This window comes from Maridesulfovibrio salexigens DSM 2638 (assembly GCF_000023445.1).
In the GTDB taxonomy this organism is placed as follows: Bacteria; Desulfobacterota; Desulfovibrionia; order Desulfovibrionales; family Desulfovibrionaceae; genus Maridesulfovibrio; species Maridesulfovibrio salexigens.
Genome location: NC_012881.1, coordinates 1,208,836 through 1,234,801, shown reverse-complemented (window position 1 = coordinate 1,234,801; position 25,966 = coordinate 1,208,836). Strand labels below are relative to the sequence as shown.

The window sequence follows — 25,966 nt, the reverse complement described above, 5'->3', positions numbered from 1 at the left end:
CAATTAATGACTCAACTTATTTGCCACTGCTTCGGCTACACCTCAGATGACATCCAAAAGGATGTACTTAAGAATGGGCGATCAACCATTTTTGAACGCATTCTTAATGAGAAGAAAAGCGGTGAATGCCGCTGCGCAGATAAGAACCCCAATGGTCGTTGATGCCTCCCGAAAGTCCGCCAGGTGGTGGATAAAATAACAGGATCTCCAGCGCCTCCTTCCCTGAAAACAATAAAATAAAAGCCACAAATAAAAGAAATCCCCTGCTGCTCATGCAACAGGGGATTTCTTAATGTCTTTGTATAAATAAAACTTAGAACTTGAAGCCGATCAGCTCACGGATTTCATCCATGTTCTCTTTTGCTTTAGCCTGAGCCTTGGCTGTGCCTTCGTGGAGGATATCCCAGACGAGCTGCGGATTTTCATCCAGATGGCGGCGGCGTTCCTGCATGGGCTCAAGGAATTTCGCCATATTCTCAGCCAGAAGCTTCTTACATTCCACGCAACCACGGCTTGCATTACGGCAGCCTTCCTCAATCTCAGCACAAGTATCTGCATCGGTAAGCAGCTTATGGTAAGGATAGAGGTTACAGACTTCAGGATCACCCGGATCGGACTTACGCAGTCTGTTCTTGTCAGTCAGCATGGACATAACTTTGGGCTTAACTTCATCCATGGATTCGCCAAGATAAATACCGTTGTTGTAGCTCTTGGACATCTTACGACCATCCAGACCGGGAAGCTTTGCATCCTCGGTGAGCAGAGCTTTCGGCTCAGGGAAAAATTCGCCATTAAGATGGTTAAAACGACGGGCAATCTCACGGGCCAGCTCAAGATGAGGAAGCTGATCCTGACCAACAGGAACTTGTGACGGCTTGTACATGAGAATATCGGAAGCCATGAGCACAGGATATCCGAGGAAACCGTAAGTGTTCAGTTCCTTCTGAACCAGCTCCTGCTTGAGTTCCTTATATGTGGGGTTCCTTTCCAGCCATCCCAGCGGGGTCAGCATGGACAGAATCAGGTGCAGCTCAATGTGCTCCTTAACCTGAGACTGATGGAAAATCACACATTTTTCAGGATCGAGACCTGCGGCAATCCAGTCTTTTACCAGTTCAGGGACAAAACCCTGAATCTTGCGGGGATCGGAGTATTCACTGGTCATTGCGTGCCAATCGGCAACAAAGAAATAACATTCGTGATCTTCCTGAATCCTGACCCAGTTGACCAGAACACCGAAGTAATGTCCTAGGTGCAAACGTCCGGTGGGCCTCATGCCTGAAACTATGCGATTGTTTGTCTTACTCATTTTAAAAATCTTGTATGCTTGGCGGTCCTAATGAACCAGAAAATTATAGAAAAAACCCATGGCCGGACTGATAACCTTACCGAGCAGTCCGAGCATTGCCAGTACGATCACGATAACGAATCCGTACCGGAACGACATAAATTTGAAAGCAGCCTCACGGGGCATGAATCCGGCCAAAATCTTACTTCCGTCCAACGGAGGGATGGGCAGCAGATTGAAAAAACACAGAGCCAGATTGATTATGACACCCGCATTGGCGATCATTACCGAAGGCTCAAGAATCCTGAGCATCAACGGCGACATAGAATTCACATCAAGTGAAAGAATCACCTTTACGACAATTGAGAACATTACCGCAAGTGCCATGTTTGCCGCCGGACCAGCCAAAGCGACAATCATCATATCACGCTGTGGATTTTTGAAATACATCGGGTTGACCGGAACAGGTTTAGCCCAGCCGATCATGCGTGTAAGCACAAGAGCAAGGGTTCCCATTGGGTCAAGATGTTTTACGGGATTCAGAGTAAGGCGTCCGGCCTGTTTAGCCGTAGGATCACCAAGAAGATAAGCTGCGAAGCCGTGGGCGGCCTCATGGCAGGTAATTGCCAGAAGAAAAGGTAAAGCAAGAATGCTTATTTCTTTGATTGTATTGGCGATGTCGAACATGGATTGTAAGCTTGTTCGCTTTTTAGAAGTGATAAATGGCAGGCCAGGAGGGATTCGAACCCCCAGCATTCGGTTTTGGAGACCGACGTTCTAGCCGTTGGAACTACTGGCCTGCATTTATTTCGAGTTGCCTTGAGACATCTCTGCCGTCAAAGACAAGCGGGTTCTAGCACCGTCATTTTGGTTTGGCAAGTAAAAAAGGAACCTATTTTCATAGATTCCTAAAATAAGTCTAATTATTTTAATACTCAGCCCAGCCGAGCGAGCTAAAAATCAGCTTAAAGCAAGCTTAACTTTTTCCTTCAGCTCACTCAAATCAACGGATTTCACCACATAATGATCAGCCGCAATGGACTTCATGTCGTGCTTGAAGCTGTCATAGGCGGTACTGAGGATAACCGGAAGATTCTGATCCTCCTGTCTTATCTCTTGCAGCAGATCCAGCCCGGAACGATTAATCCCCAGCTTAATATCCAAAACAACAAGGTCAGGCTTTTCGCGTCCGATAACCATAAGAATATCTTCGGTTCCGTCGGAAGTTGCTACTTTATAGCCTCCGGCCTCAAGCTCCTCCCTGTAGAGCATTCGTATATGCTTTTCGTCGTCAACGACTAAAATTGTCTTCTGAGACATATGCCACTCCTTGAAAGTCGTTTTTACTTATTACCAGTTTAGTTCAATATTCAAGTTGGGGTCAACATTTATAGACATTTTTTAATTCCCTGCTCCGGATGCATTGCAGACTTCCGGTTCTTGCCTTAATCATAGCACAGGATAACAATGTTTTTCCGTTATGGCTGCTATTTTTTCTATTTTTCCTCGATTGTAACTTAAGGCAGAAAAATTCTCCCTCTTTCTAGTAGGAAAAGCTTGATGAAAATGTACTTAAACGCTACATCCCTAGGCCTCGGACATCATCTTATCATATAAAATTAGAAAAAGGAGTCTGACCATGGTAATTGTCAAAATCGAACCCGAAGGCCAGACAGTAGAATACACAAAATTAAATACCGTCCTGCAACTGCTCAACAAGCAGGGGCTGCACCATACTGACACTCTGGTCATCCGCAATGGAGAACTGCTCACTCAGGATGAGCAGATCAGACAGGGCGATGAAATTGAACTCAGAAAAGTAATTTCAGTAGGATAGCGATATGAAATGCAAGGTGTGTAAAGAAAAGGCCGTAGTTTCACTGCCCAGCCATAATGCCGCGTTCTGTAAGGAACATTTTAATAATTTCTTCATGCGTCAGGTTGCGCAAGGCATAAAAAACCGCAATCTTCTTGAACCGGATGACAAAGTGCTGGTCGCCCTTTCCGGCGGCAAGGATTCTCTCGGGCTCATGTACGCATTGTCTGAGCTGGGCTACGATGTAACCGGACTGCATATTGATCTGGGCATTTATGAGTCATCAATCAAGGCACGCGCCGTTGTAGAAGGTTTCTGCAAAGATAAAGGTTACCCGCTGCGTGTGGTGGAGCTGGAAAAAGAAGGCGTGCCCATGCCGCTGATCAAAAAGCACATCCGCCGCCCCATCTGCGCAATCTGTGGTAAATTCAAACGCCACTATTTCAACAAGGTAGCAATTGAAGAGGGTTACACCGCACTTGCCACCGGACATAACCTTGATGACGAAGTGGCCCGTCTCTTCGCCAACACCCTGCGCTGGGATCAAGGCTATCTGTCTGATCAGGGACCGGTACTGCCTGCTGAGAACGGCTTTGCCAAGAAGGTAAAACCTCTTTTCCGGGTTACTGAATATGAAAGTGCCATATTCTCTTTTCTTGCAGATATTCCCTATCATCACCTGCCCTGCCCGTTCAGTTCCGGCGCCAGCTTCACCGGGCACAAAAAGCTCTGGCGTGATATGGAACTTCGCAGCCCCGGCACCAAACGTGCTTTCTACAAAGGCTTCCTTGATCGCGGACAGCCCGCTTTCGCAGCTCTTGAAAAAGAAGAAAAGGACTACGAAATCAATCCCTGCACAGAATGCGGCTATCCCACTTCGGCGGGAGTTTGCAGCATTTGCAGAATCAAACGCCAGTTGCAGGAATCTATCGAACAGGAATCTCAAGGAGAGAAGTAAGTTATGGGCAGTCCCAAAGTCTCGGTAACCATGCCTTGCTACAATTGCGAGTCAACCGTAGGCGAAGCAATTGACAGCATCCTCGGTCAAACCTTCGAAAACCTCGAACTGCTGGCTGTGGATGACGGTTCCGAGGACAATACTGCCCAAATTCTCAAAAAATACGCCGCCCGTGATCCACGGCTAAAGCCGATCTTTCTTGAGCATCAGGGAGTAGTCGGCGCGGCCAATGCTGCCATTAACGCGGCAAGCGGAAGCTACATAGCCCGCATGGACGCTGACGACTTAGCCCTGCCTGAACGTATAGAAAAACAGGCGGAACTGCTGGACTGCGATCATGAGACCGGACTTACCGCCTGCCGTGTAGGGTTCGGCGGAGACCGGGAAAAGAACGGCGGCTATGCCCATTATGTGGATTGGATCAACACATTGGTTGATGCTGATGAAATTTCCTTGAACCGTTTTGTGGAATTTCCTTTTGCGAATCCTTCCATCATGGCGCGCAAGGAGCTCATTGAAAAGCACGGTCCATTCCGCGATGGAGATTTTCCCGAAGACTACGAACTTGTTTTGCGCTGGCTGGAAGCAGGGGTAAAAATGCGCAAGGTGGATGAAGAACTTCTTATTTGGAATGATCCACCGGACCGCCTGTCCCGCAATCATCCCAAATATACAGTTGAAGCATTCTACCGCATCAAAAGCGAATATCTCTTTAACTGGCTGCAAAATAAGCTCGGACCAAACCCTAAAGTCGGCATTATCGGCTCGGGACGAACCTCCCGCAAGAGGTACGAGATACTGGAAAGCCTCGGGGTGGAAACCGCTTTCTATGTTGACGTTGACCCGCGCAAAATAGGAATGATTATCCACGGCAAAAAAGTCATTGGTCGCAATGAACTGCCCCCGGCAGGAGAAATCTTCCTGCTCTCCTACGTAGCAAGCTGGGGTGCGCGTGACGAAGTAGCTGAATTTCTAGATACACGCGGCTTTGTTATGGGTAGGGATTATCTTTTGGCTTCATAAATAGCGAACACCACTACATAGATTGTTTTTTAAGGTAGGACCTGAGTTTGATAACTCAGGTCCTACCTTTTTTATTTATCCAGCTTGGCAATATTATCTGCTGCGAGTTATAAGATTTGTGGTGTGTTCTCATCTAATCTTTACTTGAAAAATTAAGCTGGAGGTTTGGAAATGACATCTAATCGTTATTGGACCAAAACTATTATCCCATTCCTTTGCAGCCTGCTCCTCTGCCTTGGTCTTGCCGTATCCGCAAACGGAGCATCGCAACATTCTATTTCAAAGGATGACCCGCAACTTATTCCGGTCGTTCAAGAGTTCAAGGATCTTATTGAAAACGATCCGCAGCTGCTCATGCTTTTTACTCAAATGTTTGAAATGATCCCGGACAAACCGGAATTTAAAGACGATCCGTCAGGTAATCCACAAATTCGCGACTATAAGCAGATGTTGCAGAAAATAAGTGATATTTCAGTGCAGGCACCGGAATTCAACCGAACCGGAATGGTAGGATTCCCCATCAATGCCATTTTGAACTGGCCCATGGGTACGACAGCCGGGACAAGCGCATTCTTGGACCGCAGAGTGAACATGCAGCTGAAAAAGATACTCAATCAATGGGCTGTATTTCTTGGATCACCTGACTCACGCTATGTCCTCAACAATGATCCGAAGAAAGGATGGTTCGGGCGGGATGCGCAGAAAGCCATGCCAGGATTTGAAAAAGACTTTATCTGCGATCCAAGCAAGCCATACCACGGATTTAAGTCATGGGATGACTTCTTTACCCGCCAGTTCAGAAAAGGAAGACGCCCAGTTGCCTCACCTAAAAACGATGCGGTAATTGCAAACGCCTGCGAATCCGCACCGTTCAATCTGGCTGGAAACGTAAAGATGAGGGATCAATTCTGGATTAAGGGTCAGCCATACTCGCTCTACCATATGCTCGACGGCGACCCGCTGGCTGCACAATTTGAAGGCGGCACAATTTATCAGGCATTTTTGAGCGCGCTGAGCTACCACCGCTGGCACAGTCCGGTAAGTGGAAAGATTGTGAAGACAAAACTGATAGACGGCTCTTACTATGCCCAGTCACCGACAGCAGGATTTGATCCAGCCAGTCCCAACAAATCCCAAGGCTACATAACCCAAGTAGCGGCCCGTGCGCTTATCTTCATTGAAGCTGACAACCCGGATATCGGTTTAATGGCTGTCATGTTCGTAGGAATGGCGGAAGTTTCTTCCAATGAAATAACTGTTTATGAGGGACAGCTTGTAAAGAAAGGAGATCAGCTGGGAATGTTTCATTTTGGAGGCTCAACGCACGTGCTCATCTTCAGGCCCGAAGTTAACCTCGACTTTGACCTGCATGGACAAACTCCCGGACTTGAATCTTCGAACATTCCTGTCCGCTCGCGCATAGCTACCGTCCGCAAACCTTAATACTATAATGCAGCCTTAGTTCTTTTAGCTGAGGCTGCATTATCTAAATGGAACAGGCATGCAGGCTGAATGATTTGACAACCTGTTCCAGCAGTCCCTCAGCCCCATTGTTAAATTTGACGAACTTGAGTCCGATGGAAACATTGGTCGATCCACTGACCATATTACGAATAACACCTACTCCGCTGATTTCCGGTCCATCGCCATGCAGCTTGAAAGAAAAATCAGCTTTCAAATCCTGTCCCATGTTAAAGAAAATATTTCCATCAGGAAGGGTGAAGGATATCCTTCCTCCCCCCTTGGAAATGTCCTTAAAGACTCCCTGTAATTCTTTTCCTTTATAAACAATGCTAACCGGCTGAAAACATTCTACACGCTCATTCTTACGCAAGCTAACCTTCTCAAAAGATTCTGGATAACTGAGATAAAGGAGAGGATAAGGATATTTTATCGCTTTAGTAACAGTTGACCGAAAACCGCATATAAAACAATCTTTACACTTGGCCCTGACCGTAACATCCGGGTCGTCTGCCAATATCCGCTGATACTCCCTTTCCCGCAAAGCAGGAAGCCACACAGAAAGAAAGACTCCGGACTTGAAACCGACAACCTCTCCCCAAAGACGCTCCTGAGTCGTAAAGAGTTCAATATTTACACTCTCCCCTTGCTGAAGCCCAAGATTATCCAGAGAACCGCATGAAAGAACTGTGAACTTTGTATTACCCGCAACCATTCAGATTCCCACCATGTTTCAACAGTATTTACCTAACAAGAAGCGACATTAATATACATCTTATAAGAACGTGTCTCGCAATCTATATAGGCTTTAGTGGGGAAATATCAAATTATAATTTTAGCTCTAGAATTTTTGCGCTTATTCCATCAGCCAAGATAAAATCAGGTTCAAATTCGATACAGCCGATAGCTGTGACCGGAATCATTCCCCCCAGTGAATTAAGCGCATAAACATGATCAAACCCATCAATTTGAGCCACGTTAATCACTGCGGAATCAATTTCAATATGACGAGATGCTACAATACAAGCAGTACCGGGAAGTTTAAAATCAGTTTTCGGCTCGATAAATGTATCGCCAGCTTTAAATAAAAGAGACGCAAAGGACGACTCCAGCACATTACCTTCGAAATCCTGAAGGAGGGCATCGTCAAAACCGTCCGCTTGTGCAGTCTTCCATGCATTAAGATAATCCATACGATTGGTGGATTTATGAGCCATGAGCGGAGTAAGAAAAATATGAGGGTTAGGCTTGATGGTCCACGTACGTTGCGGAACATACTCAAAAGGCACAGCGCAAACGATGGGCTGGGTATGATCTGTTTCAACCGGGAAAAATATATTAACGCGGGCAAATTCATTCAAAAGGCCATTCGCGTTGACCACTTCCTCAATGGCTGCCTCATAATCAAGCGGTTCTTCAGCGACACAAAATTCAGCAAGGCTATTGCGCGCTCGTTCCAGATGCAAATCCAGATGGCAGGCTTTGCTTCCGTTCCAACAGATGGTCTCAAAAAATCCGAATCCAGTCCTAAAAGCGGGCTGAGCTAAATCGAGACAAACATCATTTTCATGCAACTCACCATTCCTGAAATAAATCATACAGACTCCGGGTCCAGAATTTTGCCGGCTTTAGCAATGGTTTCCCTGTACTCCGCTTCAGGGTCGGAATCAATGACAATGCCGCTTCCGGCCCAGTAATCAAGTTCTTTTGTATTTTGGTCGTAAACAGCGGTCCTGATGGGAATAGAAGCAACCATGTCCTGCGGTCCATTAATGATCACGATACTGCCGCAGTACGGACCACGCACATGCGGTTCCAGCTTATCGATAAGCTCCATAGAACTTTTCTTAGGACATCCGGTAATGGAACCACCGGGGAATGCGTTCAAAAGCAAGTCAATGCAATCACGCCTTTCAGCCAGTTCCCCGCGTACCCGGCTGAACATCTGTAAGAGATTGTCCACCGCAAATACAGATTTATGGTCCTCAACAACCACCGATCCGTAACGGCAATCGGATGAAATATCATTGCGGATCAGATCCACGATCATGGAAAGCTCGGAATCCTCTTTTACTGAACTTTGCAGAGAACTGACCAACTCTTCAGAATACTCCTCAAAACGGAGTGTCCCCTTAATGGGTTCGGACAAAATGTTACCCTGCTCAACCCGTAAAAAAAGCTCCGGCGAAGTGGAAACCACCACCTTTTCACCACTGCTGAAAAGAGCGTAATACGGAGCCGGATAACGTTTGTGCAAAGCAAAAAACCAGAGCACAGGATCAAGATCCCCACCAGCCATGCTCAAACGGGTAGTCAGGTTCAGCTGATAAGTCAGGCCGTCACGGATATATTCAAGAGTGCGAGCCACTCCGTCTTCATACCCCTGTTTATCCAATGACATACGAATACTATCAGTTGCAAAAGACGGCAGTTCGACATCCGGAATGCTTTCGGATTTATGAATGGAATCAACAATAGCCGACCGATAAGTTTCATCACAACAAAGCAATTTCAGGGACGATTTACCACTGTCATGTATAAGTACCGCACGGTACTTTTTCAGATGCATTAATGGAAATCCCGCAGCCTTGTTACTTTCCACTCCGCGCAATTCATGCCCGAGTTCATACGAAAGATAACCGATGACAGGCCCATCTTCGGCAAAGCAGAAATCTTTCATTTGTAAACTGACATCTGAGCCGGAAACACCGGATTGCAGAATAAGTTCCTCCTGCGGTTCAAGCCCCAGATAACTCACGCATGAATCAGGAAATTCAGAGGCACCGAGCAGTACATCCGCTTTATGCTCACGCACAAAGTGATAGGCAATCTCCCGAAAGCGCTCAAAACTACAGGAGTCCGAAATGATGGAGGGCGTACGCAATGAATACTCCGGGTTGCTCAGTTAAAAATGATTCCGGATGAAACTGATAGCCTAACAATGGCAGACTTTCATGGACTACAGCCATGGGAACGTGGGCGCTATTCTCGCTGAGCAACTTAAGCCCGTCTCCAAGCTGCGCACAGTATAAGGAATGATATCTAGCCACAGCCAGATCATGTCCGGCAAAGTCTATACGTTCGGTTCGTCCGTGAAAGCAGCCATCCAGCCGTGCAGTACGACCGCCAAAATATTCGTTGAGAATCTGCATGCCGAGACATACGCCCAAAACAGGCAAACCGGATTCAATCACTGCTTCATAGCCCGGGTAGTCCGCAGGGCAGCCCGGACCGGGAGATATTATGATCAGCGCGTAAGAGCTGAAATCAAAAGATTCACCGTACCCCAGTACTTCTGCATAAGGATGCACAGAAATCCGTGCCCCGGAAATCTCACGGGCCAGCAGATGCTCAAGGTTGTTGGTGAAACTGTCGTTATTGTCGATAAGAAGTATATTCATAGTCTGTGGCGGGTATTTACTGCATCGCAGAAACGGGCACAAGCATGATAAACAGATTCAGAGCTACTATGTTGCACTCAAGCGATACTAAATGTATATGATCGTATAGCCTTAGAAAAATCCCGCCATCTCATAGGGATTCCAAAGTGAATTTCCTTTGGCCGCCAGAGGCGAAATCCCAAATCAAAAGCGCGTGGCGCATCATATCCCCCCGGAGAACAGCATGGAATGTATTTCAAAAAGAGCCTGTGAAATCACCCCGTTCTTAGTCATGGACGTTCTGGAAAAAGCGCAGGAAATGGAACGGCAGGGCCGCAGCATTATCCACATGGAAATCGGCGAACCGGACTTCGACACTCCTGAATGTGTCAAACATGCCTGCATCAAAGCCATGGAAGCTGGTGAAACCCACTATACCCACAGTCTGGGCATCCCGGAACTACGCGAAGCAATCAGCAAATATTATCGAGATACTTACGGCGTGGATGTCGATCCGGGCCGTGTTATCATCACCCAAGGAACTTCCCCGGCAATGCTGTTGCTCTTCACCTTTATCTTGGATCAGGGAGACAACATTATTGTCTCTGATCCCTGCTATGCCTGCTACAGCAACTTTATTTCCTTCTCCGGGGCCGAAGCAAACAGTATCCGTACTTTTGAAGAGGACGGTTTCCAATACCGCCCGGAAGCAATCGAAAAAGCAATCAATGAACGCACTAAGGCAATCCTGATTAACTCACCCTCCAATCCTACCGGGACTCTGCTCTCACCTGAAAGAATGGAGAAGATTGCCAAGATGGGACCTTGGATCATTTCTGATGAAATATATCACGGTCTTGTATACGGAGAGAAGGAGCACACCATTCTCGAATACACGGACCACGCTTTTGTGCTCAACGGATTCTCCAAGCTTTTCGCCATGACCGGCTGGCGGCTGGGCTACATCATCGCCCCGGAAAAATACGTACGCCCCATGCAGAAGCTCTGCCAGAACTTCTTCATCTCCGCCAATTCCATGGCCCAGTATGCCGGAGTAGCCGCCCTGACCGAATCATGGGATGAGGTAAACCGCATTAAGGGTATCTACGATGAACGCCGCAAGTTCCTGATCAAAAGGCTGCGCGAAATCGGCTTTGAAATCAAAGTCGAACCCACCGGAGCATTCTATGTGCTGGTCAACATGAAACACCTTGCGGCAAAATTTGACGGAAGCTCTCTTAAACTGGCCTTCGACATCCTCGAAAAAGCTGGAATCGGGGTCACTCCCGGCATCGACTTCGGTGAAGGAGCCGAAGGATTCATCCGCTTATCCTACGCTAATTCCATGGATAATCTTGCTGAAGGGATGGATAGATTGGAAAGATATGTGAAAGATAATTCCTGATCAGAAAGATATTGGTAGAAATGAGAACAGCCCTGCGAACGTTGTGTTCGCAGGGCTGTTTTTTATTTTCGTAGAATTAAAACTGCTACGCCTCAACCTCACCGCCGCCAATCTTCTCCATTTTAATGAAGAACATAAGCAGGGCCGGAATCATGAACACGGTGAAGACCGTGGACAAAGCAAGCCCGCCAAGAACAACTGCTCCGAGTCCGCGGTAGAGTTCCGAACCGGGACCGGGGGCGATTGCCAGCGGGAGCATACCGAAAATGGATGTTGTGGCTGACATATAGATAGGACGCAGCCTTGAACGGGTCGCTTCAAGCACTGCCTCACGGTGTTCCATTCCTTCGTTACGCACGTTGTTCAAAGACTGGTGCACGATGAGAATCGCGTTGTTAACAACAACCCCGATAAGGATAACGAAGCCGAGCATGGTCAGTACGTCCAGCGGCTGCGGAGCGATGAACAGGTTCTCCAGCTTCAGGCCGAGGAAACCACCTGCACCCGCGAGAGGTACGGTCAGCAGAATAATAAACGGGTAAATGAAGTTTCCGAATAGGGCTGCCATCAGCAGATAGGTGATGACAACTGCCAGCAGGAAGTTCCACTGCATGGCTTCACGGGTCTGAGTCAGCTTATCAGCTGCACCGGACATACGCACGTTCACGCCATCCATAAGGCCCATTTCCTTAACCTTGGGAATGAGCTGATTCTGGACGATATCCATAGCCTGTTCAAGAGGCATACTCTTGGGCGGAGTAATCTGCAGGGTTACAGTTCTCTGACGCTCAAGGTGGCGGATCTGGGTAATACCGTAAGTCCGCTCCAGATGGGAAAGTGAAGAAACCGGGACCGCCCAGCCCTGCGGGGTTGCCACGAGGGATTCGTAAAGGTCTTCAGGAGTACTTACCCTTTTCCCAGAAGCCATAAGCTTAAGGTCGATTTTCTTTTTACCTTCCTCTTTATAATCGCCGATCTTGCGACCATCCATGAGTACGTCAAGAGCCTCGCCTATTTCCTGACTGGACATACCTGCGGCGCGCAGACGGTCACGGTCAGGAACTATGCGTACTTCGGGATAAAGCATTTCAAGAGACGGAATAGGCCGAACCTGTCCACCGGGAATGGCTTCACGGGCCATGCCGAACATTGTTCCGGCTGCAGCCATAAGCTTGGGAAGTTCCGGTCCGCTGAAATCAACAGCAACCATACGCCCTTTACCAAGACCAGTTTCAAAGATCGAAGCCTGAATACTAACCCCGAACATACCGGGAATTGAGTTCATGATCCGGTTAAAAAGCGGAATCATAGCCGCAGGACGATCCTCGTCTTTTGAAATAGCACCGAAAAGGTTGATATCCGGTGCGGAAACATAGAACAAACTTTCAATCTGCGGAAAGCCATCCTTCTCAGCTTCCATATGGGGCTTAGTCTGGGCGGCAATATATTCACCGATGGAATCGCGTTCTTCAAAAGAAAGACCCGGCGGTGGGATAAGAATTGAAAGAACCAGATTTCGGTTACCCTGCGGCAGGTATTCCATCTTCGGGAAGAAGGAAATTACCAGCAGGGCTGAAGCTGCGACCAAAATTGCTACAGTAGAAAGACGTGTTACCCAGTTACGGATAGCCAAGCTGAGTAATCCCATGATGGCATCGGAAAACTTGGCGCCAATTCCGGTGAGGATATTCTTTTTGACCTTCTTCTTACGCTTGGAGAGGGAATAAAACTGCTTGGCCAGCATAGGAATAACTGAGATGGACACAAACATGGACAGGGAAATAGCGCAGGTAACCGCAATGGCGATATCCTTGAACAACTGCCCTGCTTCCTCTTCAATGAAGACGACCGGAAGGAATACCGCAACAGTAGTCAGGGTCGAAGCTAGAACAGCTCCCCAGACTTCACTGGCTCCGTCATAAGCGGCATTGTATGGGCGCTTGCCCATACCGCGGTGACGGTCAATATTTTCAAGGACAACAATGGCGTTATCCACCAGCATACCGACAGCAAAAGAAATACCGGACATACTTACAATGTTCAGTGTCCGGCCCAACCCGCCGAAGACGATGAATGAACCGACAACGGAAATAGGGATAGCAATTGCTACAATGATGGTAGCTGAAAAAGACTGCAAAAAGATGAGCAGCACTATGACCGCAAGCACACCACCGATAATGATGTTCTGCTTAACGAGATCAATTGCACCGTTGATGTAAGGTGCCTGATCATAAACCCAGTCGAGGAAGATTCCTTTGTCGGCCAGTACTTCTGCGTTAAGATCTTCTACAACTTTGCGTACGTTCTTGGTTACTTCCAGAACGTTGGAGCCGGGTTCAGGCTTAACACCGATAGCCATACCGGGGATACCGTTATGGAGCATTGAAACGGTCTGCTTTTCAAATCCGGGCACAACCTTACCGACATCACCAATGGTCACTCGCTGCTGACCGGAGGAAGTGATAACAACACTCTCGATTTCCTCGGGAGTCTTGAATTCAGAGGTAGTGCGAATTCGATAATCACGGCGTCCAACACCGAGGTTACCGGCGGAAACGTTAGCGTTCTCGCTTTGCAGAACCTTAGTCACCTTATCAATGGTCAGGTTGTAGGCAGCCAGTTTTTCGGGAGCGATGATGATATGCATTTCATTTTCGGTACCACCACCCACAAACAGGTCGGCAACACCGTCAACACGCTCAAGATACTGACGAACGTCATCTTCAAAATAAGTGGCGTATTCATTGATATGATGCTTGTTATCCGGCAGAGTGCGCAGGATCATCCAGATAACCGGAGATGCTGAAGCACCGGTGGCGGAAATAACCGGCCTGTCTGAGTCTGAAGGATATTTCTTAACTTCGTTCAGCTTGTTGGAAACCCTGAGCAAAGCATCATCAATGTTAGTGCCTATCTTAAAACGCAGTGAAATACGCCCGAAACTGTCAAAGCATTCGGACTCCATTTCCATGAGTCCGGTGACACCCTTAAGCACTTTTTCCTGCTCTTCAATGATATCGCGTTCGATCTCATAAGGAGTAGCACCGGTCCATGAGGTTTCAACTGTAATTTCCGGCTCGGTAACCGAAGGAGAAAGCTGATAAGGCAAACCGGAAAGAGCCAGACCGCCGAATAGAACCAGCAGAATAACCCCAACCAGAACAGATACCGGCTTTTCGATTGAAAATTTTACAAAATCCATGAATTACTCCGGCCCGTCGGGCTATTTATTATCAATGACCACGGGCTGTCCGGGCCTGAGTCTTTCGTTACCCTTGGTGACAATATCCAGTCCGGCTTTCAGGCCCTTGCCGCGAACTCCGGCGTTCATGCCTTTGAAACCTACGACCTGTACCGGAAAAGGCTGTGCCTTACCGTCAACAACCGCAATAACCATGGTGGTTCCGCGCAGAGTAATTACAGCATCACGGGGAACAACAACAGTCTCACTGGCTAAACCGTTAGGAAGTGAAACACGAGCTTCCATACCCTGCTTGAAACCATTGTCGCTATTGATCCTGATCTTTACAGGAAAGGTACGGCTGGCAATATCACCGCGTGGGATGACAGCGAAAACCTTGCCCTTATATTCCTTGCCGCCGGCAGTTATACCGACTTCAAGACCGGGCTTAACGACCTGTGCAACATCCTGCGGAACGTTGACCACTACATCATAACTGGTATTCATACCCAGCTTGACCACATCAGCCCCCACGGAAAGCCATTCACCTAAGTAAACAGAACGTTTAAGCACGATGCCGTCAAAGGGAGCACGGATTGTTTTCTTGGAAAGCTGAATCTGGAGACGGCGGAGCTTTGCCTGAGAGGAAGCAAGTTCACTTTCCATAGCGATAGCTTTGAACCGTTTGGAATCGTATTCACCTTCGTGGACGGACCCGCTCTTGAAAAGCTTGGTGATACGCTGGTCATCGCGCTTGGCAAGATCGTAGTTTGCTTTGGATTCGGCATAGGCCGCCTTAGCTGCGCGGATTTCGGTGTTGAGCAAATCGGAGCTGAGCCTGATCAGCACATCACCCTTTCTGACGATATCCCCTTCTTCCACCTCTACCTTGACGATTTTCCCGCTGACTTCAGATGCAACATCGGAAGTCTCAGAGAAATAAACCGTACCTATATAAGAGGATTCAGGCGCAACCTGTCCGGCGAAAGACTTTGATGTCGCCACATGTGCAGGAGGCATCTGGGGAGCCTTTTTCTCAGCAGCGAGAACTGGGCAGGAGGACAGAATAAAAATCAAAAAAAATATTATCCGTTGCATAGATCTGCTCCGATTTGAATTATAACTTTATTTCCGAAGGGCACACTTTACGTAAGATTCGAAGATAGTCAACTGAGAACAGAGATCAATAACATAAGTATTCGCTCACCAGATCAGCCAAAAGTATGAATAAACAAAAAAACTACACACCGGTGAATTTATAATATACCTTTCCGACAATAGCGCGCCATATTTAGCTCAAAGGTGTTAAAAAACATAACCGCTACTGGAAATCATGAAAAAACTGTTCCTCACACTAATAATCCTGACGGCAGTCATTTCGGCTCACACTGATGCTGAGGCTCTTACTATTCAGAATAAATGCAAGTTCCCTGTAGCAGGTTCAGTTATCACCGTTCAGGGAAATGTAAGTGTCGCCCAGTTCAGGCTTATTCCCGGTCAGACCAAGCGGATGCTCAAGGGATTCAATAAAATGCAATTAAAAGTACGCACCATCCCGGATGTATATGATCTTGAAATGCTTAAGATAACCTCTACTGAAGTTGATACCCCGGACAGTCACATCGAACTTAAGCAATCCCCCCAAGGAATAAAATTCAGCGTGCAATAAGTCTCGCACCTCATTCTTTTTACGTAAAAAAGCCCTCCCTATGTTAACCATAAGGAGGGCTTAGTACATTCAGCCTCAATAAATTACTGCGTATGTCCTTTCAGCTACATACTACAGATTGGCGAGAATAATTTCACCGAACGCTTTACAGCCGACCTGTTCAGCACCGCTGATCTGACCAGCCAGATCTACAGTTACCTTTTTAGCGGCCAAAGCTTTTTCAACTGCATTCTTAATAAGAACAGCAGCTTCACCCATACCGTTGTTTTCCAGCAGCATGGCTCCGGAAAGCAGAATACTTCCGGGGTTAGCAAGGTCTTTACCTGCGATGGTAGGTGCGGTTCCATGAGTTGCTTCATAAATCGCAAGCTTGTCACCCATGTTTACGCCCGGAGCAAGACCGAGACCGCCAACCTGAGCGGCAAGTGCATCGGAAAGGTAGTCACCGTTGAGGTTGGTGGTGGCTACAACACTGTACTGTTCGGGACGCATGAGCAGCTCCTGAAACATTGCATCAGCAATACGGTCATTAATAACGACCTTGCCTGCTGCGTCTTCGCCTTCTTTGACCACCTTTCCGGCATACTCTTCCTCAGCGAGATCATAACCCCACTGGCGGAAACCGCCTTCGGTGAACTTCATGATGTTGCCCTTGTGGACCAAGGTCACGGATTCACGGTTCTGGTCAATGGCATAATCAATGGCCCGGCGCACGAGGCGCTTGGAACCTGCGGGAGTAATAGGCTTGATACCGACACCTGCGGTGGGGTCGATTTTAGCACCCATTTCGTCCACCAGAAAATCAATTACCCTTTTCGCTTCGGGGGAAGCAGAGCTCCACTCGATTCCGGCATAAACATCTTCGGTGTTTTCACGGAAAACAACGATATCCACCAGATCGGGACGTTTTACGGGGGATTCAATGCCTTCAAAATAACGGATGGGACGAATGCAGGCATAAAGATCAAAGACCTGTCTCAAAGTAACGTTAAGAGAACGGATTCCTTTACCTACCGGGGTCTGCAAAGGCCCTTTGATAGCCAGTTCAGCTTTGGCAAGAGTATCAAGAGTTACCTGAGGCAGGTACTCTCCGGTTTCCGCATAAGCTTTTTCTCCGGCGAGAAGTTCGGTCCATTCAATTGTTTTTTCGCCGCCGTAAGCTTTTTCAAGGGCAGCATCAATAACAGGACGGGCAGCGCCCCAGACTTCAGGACCGATACCATCACCTTCAATGAAGTATACTTTTTTTGTAGACAAAATAATCTCCTTAATCATAGACACAGCTCCGGCTCCTTACGGCTGTGCAGTGGATTGTGCTAGGCAGGGCTGGACGGATTTTTTCGAGTTATTGCGTAAACTGAAAAGAGGAACCGGATGGCTTCCGCCCGCGGGCTGGACAAAAGGCAGGAATGTATCTGCATTTCTGGATTCAGGCCGGAGATATACGATGTTATTGCAAAAAAGTAAAGATAGAGACTCGAAACACACACCTCAACACCATGGTTCGCAAAAAGATCAAAAAAAGGAATTTTAATCAAAACGAAGCAGACACCACAGCAGATTATTCACAATTAGTAATAAAGCGAAAAGGGAGGCCCGGTAACCGGACCTCCCTTTCTGAGTGATTTATACTCACCTGTGTTATTAGCCACCGATGAGCTGCATTGCCATCCTGGGCATACCGTTTGCCTGGGAAAGCATGGCTACTGCGGACTGGGTAAGAATCTGGTTTCTGGTGAACTCAGTCATTTCAGTCGCAACGTCAACGTCGGAAATACGGGATTCCGAAGCCTGAACGTTTTCAGCCTGGATTGAGAGGTTGGTAATGGTGTTTTCCAGTCTGTTCTGGAGAGCACCGAGGTTTGCGCGAATCTTATCCTTGGAGATAATAGCATTCTGCAACTTATCCAGAGATTCCTGCGCAAGCGCCTGAGTAGAGATGGAGTTACCTGCGGCAAGACCTACACCAAGAGCGGAAGCTGTAGAGGTTCCGATTGCGATGTAGTAGTAGTCTTCTGCAGAATCGTTACCGGTACCAAAGTGGACCTTAACCTTACCTGTGGATCTGACACCGGCACCGCTGTGATCGCCGGACACGTTACCGTTAAGCAGGTGAATTCCGTTGAAGTCAGTCGCATTTGCGATACGGGTAATTTCTGAAGCCATTGCCTGATATTCAGAGTCGATGATCAGACGCTGGTCAGAGTTGTAGGTACCGGTTGCGGCCTGAGTTGCAAGTTCCTTCATACGGATGAGCTTTTCATCGATAACACCGAGAGCTCCATCAGCAGTCTGAATCATGGAGATGGCGTCGTTGGCATTACGAATACCCTGGTTCAGGGATTTGATATCTGCACGCATAAGTTCGCGAATCGCCAGACCTGCGGCATCATCTGCTGCGGTTCCAACACGAAGACCTGAAGACAGGCGACGGGTTGAAACGCCGAGATTACCATATGATTCCTGCAGGTTACGACTTGCGTTCATAGCCATCAAGTTGTGATTAATTACGAGCGACATAATAATTCCTCCTTGAATTATCTATAAAATTCGCCTGAGTGGTTCCGTCCACTCCGACCTTTTACTGGTTAGTTTTCAGTTCAAAATCCGCTTGATTTTTTACTGCATAAAATACCCTCCGGAACAGTTCGACTTTCGGCCCACGGCCTTGTAGCCCGGTAAACCACCGACACTTCGTTGAGCATCTTCGGGCATTACCTGCATATGGACTCGCGCAGGTATCCGCTTAATCTTTAGTTAAGACGCGGAACTCCTAGCTGAGTCCGCGACTCTGTGCAGGCACGGCCATGCGACGGCGATTCTCACATGTCCCGTTATGGGAAATATTCTCAATGCGGATGAAATCCGCACATTACCAACCTCCGAGAATCAACTCGACCAAATGCCTTCATATGCTCATGGAATTATCGGTCTATATTTTCCGGCCACACCTCCTTGTTAATTTAAAGCTGGTTTGCTCTGCAGTTGAGATTGCAATGGTTGTGCCTATTGTTTCATCCGTTTATTTATTTACAAAAAGAATACACAAGACACTGTTTAGACAGGCTTTTTAAAAAATTAGATTTCTTAACAAAAGACAATGCAAGGTCGAAAGGCACGAACAGGAGGAAAGTTCTGCCTTATGCGATGGGGAAAATCTTTCCCAGACTTTTGAGGGGGAGAAATAGTTTACAGGATCATCTTTCAAATATATTACTCAACAAGCCGTTCAGTAAAAAAGATGTAAAAAGCCACTTTGGAAAAGTCATATATTTCATGAAAATAAGAAGCATTCACAGACTTAACAGCCGAATAAGAAATTATCTCTGCCTTTTTCTAACTATCTTCATTGCCAGCTCTATCTGCTCGACAATTCTTTTCTCTTGGTCCGTATCTAAAGACGTTGACGGCAAAGCATCGACTTGGGCCAATTATCTTGTAGAAAGGATTTCATTCCTTGAAACCGTAGTGACTTCACGGGCAACTTTCGATCACGGCTTATCCATATTAAGAGTCACCCCTTCAGGCGAAGTTGTTAATACGCGTCCTTTTCCAATCGAAATAAAATCAATCGCAGAGTCCCCTATCTTCCAAAAAGTGAAGGATTTTCAGCCGGGACAATCACTACTTATCAAACAGCTTGCAACCGAGTCCTCCGAACAGGATGAAATATACCTGATCCAACGGCTGGACCACAGTTTCGCCATTGCTAAAGTTCCTTCCGAGAGTCTCCTTCCGGTGTCACCAAATGACACCGAGCTATATATCAAGGATAAAGCCGGAAACACCCTGTATCGCTCCGAAATAAGCTATTTCCCCAAAGCTAACCGAGTGGGCAAATTATTTTTTTCTGATTACCATGTGTTCTTAACGGCAAAGGCTAATGTCCAAAATTTCGGGGGACTTTCCATAACTCTTGCTAAAGATATTTCTACAGAATTTTACGCTGGATTGCTGCTCATAGCTTTTACCGCCATATGCATGGGAATACTTGTCAAAAGGTCTGCGTTCTTAACTTGGGATTTAGATAAAAACGAGCAGGACTTTATCAGAATCAACAATCTGCTGAAGCAGGTCGTTGATAAACCAGAAAGAAAAATCCAGCATCTGGCGACCATTGAATCTACAGCAAAAAGCATTCGGGAAGTGGACTGGGCTACTGAAGCACGTAAGATGTCGTTTATAGAAAATAGAAACTACATTACCGCCACAGCCTTTTTTTCCGGCAAGATACTTAAACTGCTTGATGAAGTTGCATCACACTCGCAACAGCTGACCAGATCACGCAAAGAATACCATGACCTTGTGCATACTGCGCGCAGTATCATCATCAGAATTGACCGTAACGGGATGTGCACTTTTTTTAATGAATACGCCCAGATATTTTTCGGGTTCTCTGAAGAAGAAATCATAGGTAAAAGTGTTATAGGAACACTGATCCCCAAAACGGAAAAAGGGGAATCTGAACTTGAGCTGATGATCCATGATTTGACCGAAAACCCGCAAGATTTTCCGGTCAACACAAATCTGAACACCCGTAAAGACGGCAGTCAGGTCTGGGTTTACTGGACCAACAGTCCTATCCTCGATGCCAAAGGCAAACTTGCGGAAATACTATGCGTAGGAACAGACATAACAAAGCGCAAAGCTATCGAAACAGAACTTCAAAATACAAGAAACTACATTCGTAACATAATTGATTCCATGCCTTCGGTGATCATCGGTGTGGATAGCCAAAAAATGATAACCCACTTCAACACTGCTGCCCAGCAATTGGCTGTTATTCCTAAGGAAAAAATAGAAGGAGCCGAAGTGGAAAAGGCTTTCCCTCCTTTGGGCAAATACACAGATAATATCACTCAAGCCATAGAAAGCGGGATTCCGGAAAGAGGCTTCCGAACTCAAGGAATGACAGATCCCAACAGCCATCAGGATATCATCATCTACCCTCTCACTGACGGCATGAAAGGCGCGGTTATCAGGATTGACGATGCGACCGAAAGAGTCCGGATTGACGAAATGATGATCCAGACCGAAAAAATGATGTCTATCGGTGGACTTGCCGCCGGAATGGCTCATGAAATCAACAACCCCCTTGGTGGAATCCTCCAAGGCATTCAAAATATCGTGCGCAGGATGTCTCCCGACCTTCCAGCCAACTTAAAGGCTGCGGAGAAAGCGGGTTGTTCAATTGATTCGATCATTCACTACATGGAAGACCGCAAAATAATTAAAACCCTGAACGGAATAACCGACTCAGGAGTAAGAGCGGCCTCTATTGTTTCCGGAATGCTTGAATTCAGCCGTAAAAGTGATTCCCGTAAAGCTCCGGGTGACTTGCGCAGAATTATGGACAAAGCATCCACCCTTGCAGCGCAGGATTACGATCCAGTAAAAGGATACGATTTTAAAAAGATCACCATACTCAAGGACTATGACGACAACCTGAAGCTGACCCCATGTACTGCCACTGAAATCGAACAGGTATTCCTGAATCTGCTACGCAATTCAGCGCAGGCAATGAACGACTGGCCGGAAATGAAAGATTCTCCTGTGATTTCGATAAAAATCAAGAATGAACGGGATATGGTAAAGTGCACAGTCTCGGATAATGGTCCCGGAATGGATGAAACCACCCGCAAAAGAGTTTTCGAACCTTTTTACACAACGAAAGCACCGGGAACAGGCACCGGATTGGGACTTTCCGTTTCATACTTCATCATTACCCAGAATCATCATGGAATATTTCAGGTGGCTTCAACCCCCGGCAAGGGAACAACATTTACAATCCAACTTCCCATCGCCAAAAACTAATAAAACCCTGAAAATCCAAGACGGATTTTCAGGGTTTTTCTTTTTTACACTCTAAAATAAATGAAAGTAGTATCAGCCTTTAATTTGCAGCTCCCATCCCCTGCTTCTCACGCATGATACGGTCATAGGACTGCCGGATTCTACGTTCGGTGATCTTTCCCTCATGAACAAGCTGTTTGAGAGTTGAAACTGCCTTGGTTCCCAAACCGGGTTCATAAATCAGATTATTGCCGAAAAGAAGAATATCGGCCCCGGCCTTTACCGCCCTGTAGACGCCTTCCTTGAAACCATACTCTCCGCTAACAGCCTGCATCTGCATATCATCGGTAACAATTATGCCTTCGAAACCAAGCTTACGGCGCAGAAGACCGTGAATAACATTACGGGAAAGAGTTGCCGGATACTTGCGGTCCCAGCGGGCATTGAAAATATGCGCGGTCATGACCATATCAGCTTTATTATCGCTGATTAATTTCTGAAAAGGATAAAGTTCGCTGCTGTCCCATGAATCAGTCACATCGGTAAAACCTAAATGTGAATCACCGCGGGAACTGCCATGTCCCGGAAAATGTTTCAGACATGAAATAATGCCTTCGCTATGCAGGCCGTCAATATATGAATCTGCAAATCGGGCCACAATGCGTGGATCATCTGAAAAACTGCGCTGTAAGGCTGCAATCACCGGATTAGCTGCATTACGGTTCACATCCACAACCGGAGCGAAATTCATATTAATTCCGGCTTCTTTTAATGACTTTCCGATAGTCTTCCCAGCCCTGAATGCAGCCTGAGTATCACCGCTGTTTCCCAGCTCAGCGGCGGACGGAGTTTCCGGAAAACCCATTTCTCCGGTCAATCTTTTAATTATGCCGCCTTCCTGATCAATCGAGATGAACAACGGAACTTGAGCATAACTTTGCAGATCCGAAGTAAGCTTTATCAGTTGAGAAGAGCTTGCAATATTGCGTACTGTGCTATTCAAAGCGCAATCCTTGCTGAAGAGAATTACTCCCCCGACACGGGCATCCCTGATATCGCCCACAACCGGATTATTCGCACTCAATTCCAATCCCCGGAATCCGACCATGACCATCTGACCGATCATGATGTCTAATTCAGAAGGGTTGGAAGTATTTGTCTTAAGCGAACATCCGCTGGAAATCGCAAGAATAAACATTAAAATAAATATTATTTTTCTCAATTGGGAGCTCCGTCATTTTTGAATGCAGAATAAAAAAAACATGTTATAGTGAGCATTCTGCAATTTATCAAGAACGGCAAGAATGTTGCCACCGCTTATGATTTCCTATAAACGGATTTCTCCACTTGCGTATAATGAATTGCAAACAGAAGGAAAATAAATGTCCCAGACAGCACTGCAGAAAGTAGTTGAACATGCCCGTGCCGGACTTGAAGTCCGCGAATCTTTTTTTGAGCAATACTCCCAACTCGTGGTTGATGTTTCCAAAGCATTGGCCGTTCGCCTTGCCCTCGGTTCCAAAATCCTCTTTTGCGGAAACGGCGGAAGCGCGGCAGACTGCCAGCATCTTGCGGCAGAACTGGTTAACAGGTTCAAACTTGAACGCCCGCCCCTGCCCGGAATTGCCCTGACCACAGACTCCTCAATTCTTACCGCCATCGGTAATGACTATTCATACGAAATGGTTTTCGAAAAACAGGTTCAGGCACTGGGACAGCCCGGTGATGTTCTGGTCGGCATCAGTACCTCCGGAACCAGCCCTAATGTGATCAGCGCCCTTAAAGAAGCCAAGCGCAAAGGCATGGTCACCATCGGCATGACGGGCATCAGTGCGGGCGAAATGCTGCCTATATGTGACCACATTATCAGTGTTCCCAGCAAAGACACCGCCGTCATTCAGGAAGTTCACATTGCCGTAGGACACCTGTTCTGCCACCTCATTGACCACTTTCTGTTTGAAGCTGTAGGTGAACTCGAGCCTTACCTGAGCGGAGAATAGGTAAAAAACTCCAGCGAGCGAGTAGCAGCATGCAGATTCTTATAGTCGAAGACAGCAATACAAGCAGAATGTATCTCAAAGAAGTCCTTAGGGTAATTACCGAGGGACTTGAGAACAAAAGCATAGACAGCGCAGTCTCCGGCGAGGAAGCACTGGAAAAATTCGAACACAGATGGCTTGAAGGAAAACCCTACGATCTTATCTTTATGGACATTGTCCTGCCCGGTATGGACGGCCTTCAAACTCTTGAAAAAATCAGGGCCATCGAGCAGAACAAAAATATTCCTGAAGACAGGAAGGTCAAGGCTATCATGACAACAGCCCTTGATGACAGCACGAAAGCTTCACGCGCTTTTTTCCAGTGTGAAGCTTTATCATATATTACAAAACCGATCACAGAAGATAAAATTCAGGCAGAACTCAATAAATTCGGGCTGCTTTAAAGGAAACTGGACAATGGATGCACTGACCATGGCTTTTATCCCGGTTGCGGCTATTCTGACCATCACCCCCGGTTCAGATACCATGCTTGTGATCAACAACACGCTGACCCGCTCAACTGCAGACGGTCTGTGTACAGTAGCCGGGATCAATGCCGGTCTGTTAATCCACGCCCTTGCATCAGCATTGGGACTGTCCATGATCCTCATGAATTCCGCAACCGCCTTTGAAATGGTCAAGCTTGCCGGTGCGCTGTACATTATTTATCTGGGAATTCAATCCCTGCGCAGCAGCAGAAAACATGAAGAGACCGAATTCTCAGCCGAGCCGTGCAGCAAAGGAATCTCCGCCTCCATCCGTGAAGGATTCCTGACCAATGTACTCAATCCCAAAGTTGCAGTATTTTATCTTGCACTGCTTCCTCAGTTCATCTCTCCCGGAGAATCAATCCTGAGACAATCCCTGCTGCTCATGACCATCCACTTCAGCATGGGTATTCTCTGGTTCAGCTTTATAACACTTGCTTTGGGTAAAATGCGCCATCTCATTTCCGGTGGCAAATTCAAAAAACGACTGGAAGCCATTTCCGGCATAGTATTTATCGGACTGGGTCTAAAAATAGCCTTTGCCAAAAACTAGAATTTACTCAAATTCCCTTGCTATCCGTAAGCTGAGACCGGAGTCTTCTAACTCGCGGGCAGCATCTTCCGCTCTTTCCCGATCAGAACAGACCCGGAGGACAAGCTGTGCGCATTTGGATTCATCATAGACCCAGACGTTTTCGTCCAGCTCTATCCCTGCTTCATTCACCTTATGGAGCAACTCTGCGCGGCACTTCTCCCTTTGATCAAAAGTATCTTCATCAAAATCTTCACCAACTGCCAGCACCCACCATTGCCCTGTCTTTTGCAAGCTACTCATCCTTAACTCCTCTCTTCCTCTTGAGTAAGGACAACAACTTGCCCCTCAAGCACTCAGGTGTTAAACTTAAACATGCTATTTTCTAAATATATACCTTCTTCCGGCGTAAAAAACAAAATCGCACTATGTGTAGCTTTGTTGGTTATTGCCGGATATTTCTTTATCCCCTACAAGGAAATCAGACTGGAAAGAATAAGAGCCTTTGGAGAAAATAAAGCTATAGGTATAGTTATTGAAAAAAACAGCCGAATAAGCGAACATAATTTAAATGAAACGGAAAAAGAACGTCAAACCGTCAGGTATCGCTTTATTGATCCTTCCGGTTTGCCCAGAGAAAGAACAGCTGCTGTACAAAGCACATTCTGGAGGAGGATTTCACTGGGGGATAGTGTAATTGTGTATTATGCCAAAGCCTCGCCGCAGGTGTCTCGCATTGAACATGAACAGGAAAATGCAGTGGTTCGGCTTTTAGCCAAGTTTTCAAGGGGCAATACACATTAATTCATGCCGAAGTACTCAATGTCCTGAAGAACTGCATCCCACAGTTCTCAATCATATTTTAAGTCGGGTCTACGTGCGTAGAGGGAAAACGCTAACAAGACTGGCAAACGTATCTAACTTTGGATCAGG

25 protein-coding genes and 1 tRNA gene are annotated in these 25,966 nt (G+C 46.8%); 12 read left to right on the top strand and 14 right to left on the bottom strand.

Annotated elements, in window-relative coordinates; translation table 11 throughout:
• The first annotated feature begins 6 nt into the window (after positions 1-6).
• Complete coding sequence (locus tag DESAL_RS20015) at positions 7-162, top strand: bacterioferritin-associated ferredoxin (protein ID WP_015850992.1); 156 nt, start codon at positions 7-9, stop codon at positions 160-162.
• A 151-nt stretch (positions 163-313) separates the two neighbouring features.
• Here the strand turns inward: DESAL_RS20015 and trpS are convergent, their stop codons facing one another.
• The 4 genes from trpS to DESAL_RS05555 form a co-directional block, all read right to left on the bottom strand.
• Complete coding sequence (trpS, locus tag DESAL_RS05570) at positions 314-1,309, bottom strand: tryptophan--tRNA ligase (RefSeq protein ID WP_015850991.1); 996 nt, start codon at positions 1,307-1,309, stop codon at positions 314-316.
• A gap of 27 nt (positions 1,310-1,336) precedes the next feature.
• A complete protein-coding gene (locus DESAL_RS05565; protein WP_015850990.1) occupies positions 1,337-1,975 on the bottom strand; it encodes a site-2 protease family protein in 639 nt (212 codons plus the stop codon).
• A gap of 36 nt (positions 1,976-2,011) precedes the next feature.
• Positions 2,012-2,088, bottom strand: a tRNA-Trp gene (locus tag DESAL_RS05560).
• 160 nt (positions 2,089-2,248) lie between these two features.
• A complete protein-coding gene (locus tag DESAL_RS05555; protein ID WP_015850989.1) occupies positions 2,249-2,608 on the bottom strand; it encodes a response regulator in 360 nt (119 codons plus the stop codon).
• Between the two features lie 319 nt (positions 2,609-2,927).
• Between DESAL_RS05555 and DESAL_RS05550 the strand changes: the two genes are divergently transcribed.
• The 4 genes from DESAL_RS05550 to DESAL_RS05535 all read left to right on the top strand — a co-directional run bounded on the left by DESAL_RS05550 (position 2,928) and on the right by DESAL_RS05535 (position 6,528).
• Positions 2,928-3,125, top strand: coding sequence for a MoaD/ThiS family protein (locus tag DESAL_RS05550; RefSeq protein WP_015850988.1), 198 nt, complete (start codon positions 2,928-2,930; stop codon positions 3,123-3,125).
• Positions 3,126-3,129: 4 nt separating this feature from the next.
• Complete coding sequence (locus tag DESAL_RS05545) at positions 3,130-4,062, top strand: PP-loop family protein (RefSeq protein ID WP_015850987.1); 933 nt, start codon at positions 3,130-3,132, stop codon at positions 4,060-4,062.
• A gap of 3 nt (positions 4,063-4,065) precedes the next feature.
• On the top strand, positions 4,066-5,085 hold the full coding sequence (locus DESAL_RS05540; protein WP_015850986.1) for a glycosyltransferase family 2 protein: 1,020 nt from the start codon (positions 4,066-4,068) through the stop codon (positions 5,083-5,085).
• 171 nt (positions 5,086-5,256) lie between these two features.
• Complete coding sequence (locus DESAL_RS05535; RefSeq protein ID WP_015850985.1) at positions 5,257-6,528, top strand: phosphatidylserine decarboxylase family protein; 1,272 nt, start codon at positions 5,257-5,259, stop codon at positions 6,526-6,528.
• 43 nt (positions 6,529-6,571) lie between these two features.
• Here the strand turns inward: DESAL_RS05535 and DESAL_RS05530 are convergent, their stop codons facing one another.
• The 4 genes from DESAL_RS05530 to DESAL_RS05515 form a co-directional block, all read right to left on the bottom strand.
• Positions 6,572-7,261 carry a flagellar brake domain-containing protein gene (locus tag DESAL_RS05530; protein ID WP_015850984.1) on the bottom strand — a complete coding sequence of 230 codons (690 nt, stop codon included), beginning with the start codon at positions 7,259-7,261 and terminating at the stop codon, positions 6,572-6,574.
• Positions 7,262-7,373: 112 nt separating this feature from the next.
• The gene (locus DESAL_RS05525) at positions 7,374-8,144 is read right to left on the bottom strand and encodes an aminotransferase class IV (protein WP_015850983.1); all 771 of its coding nucleotides are present in this window, start codon (positions 8,142-8,144) and stop codon (positions 7,374-7,376) included.
• A complete protein-coding gene (locus DESAL_RS05520) occupies positions 8,141-9,361 on the bottom strand; it encodes an anthranilate synthase component I family protein (RefSeq protein ID WP_245543790.1) in 1,221 nt (406 codons plus the stop codon). The genes DESAL_RS05525 and DESAL_RS05520 overlap by 4 nt, the downstream gene beginning before the upstream one ends.
• A gap of 34 nt (positions 9,362-9,395) precedes the next feature.
• Positions 9,396-9,947 carry an aminodeoxychorismate/anthranilate synthase component II gene (locus DESAL_RS05515; protein ID WP_015850981.1) on the bottom strand — a complete coding sequence of 184 codons (552 nt, stop codon included), beginning with the start codon at positions 9,945-9,947 and terminating at the stop codon, positions 9,396-9,398.
• A gap of 223 nt (positions 9,948-10,170) precedes the next feature.
• On the opposite strand from DESAL_RS05515, the gene DESAL_RS05510 reads away from it, so the two are divergent.
• A complete protein-coding gene (locus DESAL_RS05510) occupies positions 10,171-11,331 on the top strand; it encodes a pyridoxal phosphate-dependent aminotransferase (RefSeq protein ID WP_015850980.1) in 1,161 nt (386 codons plus the stop codon).
• Positions 11,332-11,416: 85 nt separating this feature from the next.
• On the opposite strand, the gene DESAL_RS05505 is transcribed toward DESAL_RS05510, so the two are convergent.
• Together DESAL_RS05505 and DESAL_RS05500 are read right to left on the bottom strand one after the other, a co-directional pair.
• Entirely contained in the window at positions 11,417-14,533 is a 3,117-nt protein-coding gene (locus tag DESAL_RS05505; protein ID WP_015850979.1) for an efflux RND transporter permease subunit, read from the bottom strand.
• Positions 14,534-14,554: 21 nt separating this feature from the next.
• On the bottom strand, positions 14,555-15,610 hold the full coding sequence (locus DESAL_RS05500; protein ID WP_015850978.1) for an efflux RND transporter periplasmic adaptor subunit: 1,056 nt from the start codon (positions 15,608-15,610) through the stop codon (positions 14,555-14,557).
• 235 nt (positions 15,611-15,845) lie between these two features.
• On the opposite strand from DESAL_RS05500, the gene DESAL_RS05495 reads away from it, so the two are divergent.
• On the top strand, positions 15,846-16,181 hold the full coding sequence (locus DESAL_RS05495) for a hypothetical protein (protein WP_015850977.1): 336 nt from the start codon (positions 15,846-15,848) through the stop codon (positions 16,179-16,181).
• 111 nt (positions 16,182-16,292) lie between these two features.
• Here the strand turns inward: DESAL_RS05495 and icd are convergent, their stop codons facing one another.
• Both icd and DESAL_RS05485 read right to left on the bottom strand, forming a co-directional pair.
• Positions 16,293-17,438: an NADP-dependent isocitrate dehydrogenase gene (icd, locus tag DESAL_RS05490; RefSeq protein WP_157046924.1), complete on the bottom strand. Its 1,146-nt coding sequence runs from the start codon at positions 17,436-17,438 to the stop codon at positions 16,293-16,295.
• Between the two features lie 387 nt (positions 17,439-17,825).
• Positions 17,826-18,701: a flagellin N-terminal helical domain-containing protein gene (locus tag DESAL_RS05485; RefSeq protein WP_015850974.1), complete on the bottom strand. Its 876-nt coding sequence runs from the start codon at positions 18,699-18,701 to the stop codon at positions 17,826-17,828.
• A 756-nt stretch (positions 18,702-19,457) separates the two neighbouring features.
• Here DESAL_RS05485 and DESAL_RS05480 point away from each other — a divergent pair.
• Complete coding sequence (locus DESAL_RS05480) at positions 19,458-21,995, top strand: PAS domain-containing sensor histidine kinase (protein ID WP_041722143.1); 2,538 nt, start codon at positions 19,458-19,460, stop codon at positions 21,993-21,995.
• Between the two features lie 79 nt (positions 21,996-22,074).
• Here DESAL_RS05480 and DESAL_RS05475 read toward each other — a convergent pair whose 3' ends face one another.
• Positions 22,075-23,196 (bottom strand): glycoside hydrolase family 3 protein, encoded by a 1,122-nt coding sequence (locus tag DESAL_RS05475; RefSeq protein WP_015850972.1) that lies wholly within the window; start codon positions 23,194-23,196, stop codon positions 22,075-22,077.
• A gap of 160 nt (positions 23,197-23,356) precedes the next feature.
• Here DESAL_RS05475 and DESAL_RS05470 point away from each other — a divergent pair, with 160 nt between their 5' ends.
• Genes DESAL_RS05470 through DESAL_RS05460 form a run of 3 tightly spaced genes read left to right on the top strand, consistent with a single transcriptional unit; the run spans position 23,357 to position 25,054 of the window.
• Positions 23,357-23,974 (top strand): D-sedoheptulose 7-phosphate isomerase, encoded by a 618-nt coding sequence (locus tag DESAL_RS05470; protein WP_015850971.1) that lies wholly within the window; start codon positions 23,357-23,359, stop codon positions 23,972-23,974.
• Between the two features lie 29 nt (positions 23,975-24,003).
• Positions 24,004-24,417: a response regulator gene (locus tag DESAL_RS05465; RefSeq protein ID WP_015850970.1), complete on the top strand. Its 414-nt coding sequence runs from the start codon at positions 24,004-24,006 to the stop codon at positions 24,415-24,417.
• A gap of 13 nt (positions 24,418-24,430) precedes the next feature.
• The gene (locus DESAL_RS05460; protein ID WP_015850969.1) at positions 24,431-25,054 is read left to right on the top strand and encodes a LysE family translocator; all 624 of its coding nucleotides are present in this window, start codon (positions 24,431-24,433) and stop codon (positions 25,052-25,054) included.
• 3 nt (positions 25,055-25,057) lie between these two features.
• Here DESAL_RS05460 and DESAL_RS05455 read toward each other — a convergent pair whose 3' ends face one another.
• The gene (locus DESAL_RS05455) at positions 25,058-25,336 is read right to left on the bottom strand and encodes a hypothetical protein (RefSeq protein WP_015850968.1); all 279 of its coding nucleotides are present in this window, start codon (positions 25,334-25,336) and stop codon (positions 25,058-25,060) included.
• A 72-nt stretch (positions 25,337-25,408) separates the two neighbouring features.
• Between DESAL_RS05455 and DESAL_RS05450 the strand changes: the two genes are divergently transcribed.
• A complete protein-coding gene (locus DESAL_RS05450) occupies positions 25,409-25,837 on the top strand; it encodes a hypothetical protein (RefSeq protein WP_015850967.1) in 429 nt (142 codons plus the stop codon).
• The last annotated feature ends 129 nt before the right edge of the window (positions 25,838-25,966 follow it).

What these genes read in the sequence shown, in the direction of transcription:
- DESAL_RS05500 (WP_015850978.1), bottom strand. Translation starts at nt 15,610, where the DNA reads ATGCAACGGATAATATTTTTTTTGATTTTTATTCTGTCCTCCTGCCCA.
- DESAL_RS05555 (WP_015850989.1), bottom strand. Translation starts at nt 2,608, where the DNA reads ATGTCTCAGAAGACAATTTTAGTCGTTGACGACGAAAAGCATATACGA.
- DESAL_RS05450 (WP_015850967.1), top strand. Translation starts at nt 25,409, where the DNA reads ATGCTATTTTCTAAATATATACCTTCTTCCGGCGTAAAAAACAAAATC.
- DESAL_RS05530 (WP_015850984.1), bottom strand. Translation starts at nt 7,261, where the DNA reads ATGGTTGCGGGTAATACAAAGTTCACAGTTCTTTCATGCGGTTCTCTG.
- DESAL_RS05460 (WP_015850969.1), top strand. Translation starts at nt 24,431, where the DNA reads ATGGATGCACTGACCATGGCTTTTATCCCGGTTGCGGCTATTCTGACC.
- DESAL_RS05455 (WP_015850968.1), bottom strand. Translation starts at nt 25,336, where the DNA reads ATGAGTAGCTTGCAAAAGACAGGGCAATGGTGGGTGCTGGCAGTTGGT.
- DESAL_RS05550 (WP_015850988.1), top strand. Translation starts at nt 2,928, where the DNA reads ATGGTAATTGTCAAAATCGAACCCGAAGGCCAGACAGTAGAATACACA.
- DESAL_RS05510 (WP_015850980.1), top strand. Translation starts at nt 10,171, where the DNA reads ATGGAATGTATTTCAAAAAGAGCCTGTGAAATCACCCCGTTCTTAGTC.
- DESAL_RS05525 (WP_015850983.1), bottom strand. Translation starts at nt 8,144, where the DNA reads ATGATTTATTTCAGGAATGGTGAGTTGCATGAAAATGATGTTTGTCTC.
- DESAL_RS05505 (WP_015850979.1), bottom strand. Translation starts at nt 14,533, where the DNA reads ATGGATTTTGTAAAATTTTCAATCGAAAAGCCGGTATCTGTTCTGGTT.
- DESAL_RS05540 (WP_015850986.1), top strand. Translation starts at nt 4,066, where the DNA reads ATGGGCAGTCCCAAAGTCTCGGTAACCATGCCTTGCTACAATTGCGAG.
- DESAL_RS05480 (WP_041722143.1), top strand. Translation starts at nt 19,458, where the DNA reads ATGAAAATAAGAAGCATTCACAGACTTAACAGCCGAATAAGAAATTAT.
- DESAL_RS05515 (WP_015850981.1), bottom strand. Translation starts at nt 9,947, where the DNA reads ATGAATATACTTCTTATCGACAATAACGACAGTTTCACCAACAACCTT.
- DESAL_RS20015 (WP_015850992.1), top strand. Translation starts at nt 7, where the DNA reads ATGACTCAACTTATTTGCCACTGCTTCGGCTACACCTCAGATGACATC.
- DESAL_RS05545 (WP_015850987.1), top strand. Translation starts at nt 3,130, where the DNA reads ATGAAATGCAAGGTGTGTAAAGAAAAGGCCGTAGTTTCACTGCCCAGC.
- DESAL_RS05470 (WP_015850971.1), top strand. Translation starts at nt 23,357, where the DNA reads ATGTCCCAGACAGCACTGCAGAAAGTAGTTGAACATGCCCGTGCCGGA.
- DESAL_RS05485 (WP_015850974.1), bottom strand. Translation starts at nt 18,701, where the DNA reads ATGTCGCTCGTAATTAATCACAACTTGATGGCTATGAACGCAAGTCGT.
- DESAL_RS05495 (WP_015850977.1), top strand. Translation starts at nt 15,846, where the DNA reads ATGAAAAAACTGTTCCTCACACTAATAATCCTGACGGCAGTCATTTCG.
- DESAL_RS05465 (WP_015850970.1), top strand. Translation starts at nt 24,004, where the DNA reads ATGCAGATTCTTATAGTCGAAGACAGCAATACAAGCAGAATGTATCTC.
- trpS (WP_015850991.1), bottom strand. Translation starts at nt 1,309, where the DNA reads ATGAGTAAGACAAACAATCGCATAGTTTCAGGCATGAGGCCCACCGGA.
- DESAL_RS05565 (WP_015850990.1), bottom strand. Translation starts at nt 1,975, where the DNA reads ATGTTCGACATCGCCAATACAATCAAAGAAATAAGCATTCTTGCTTTA.
- DESAL_RS05535 (WP_015850985.1), top strand. Translation starts at nt 5,257, where the DNA reads ATGACATCTAATCGTTATTGGACCAAAACTATTATCCCATTCCTTTGC.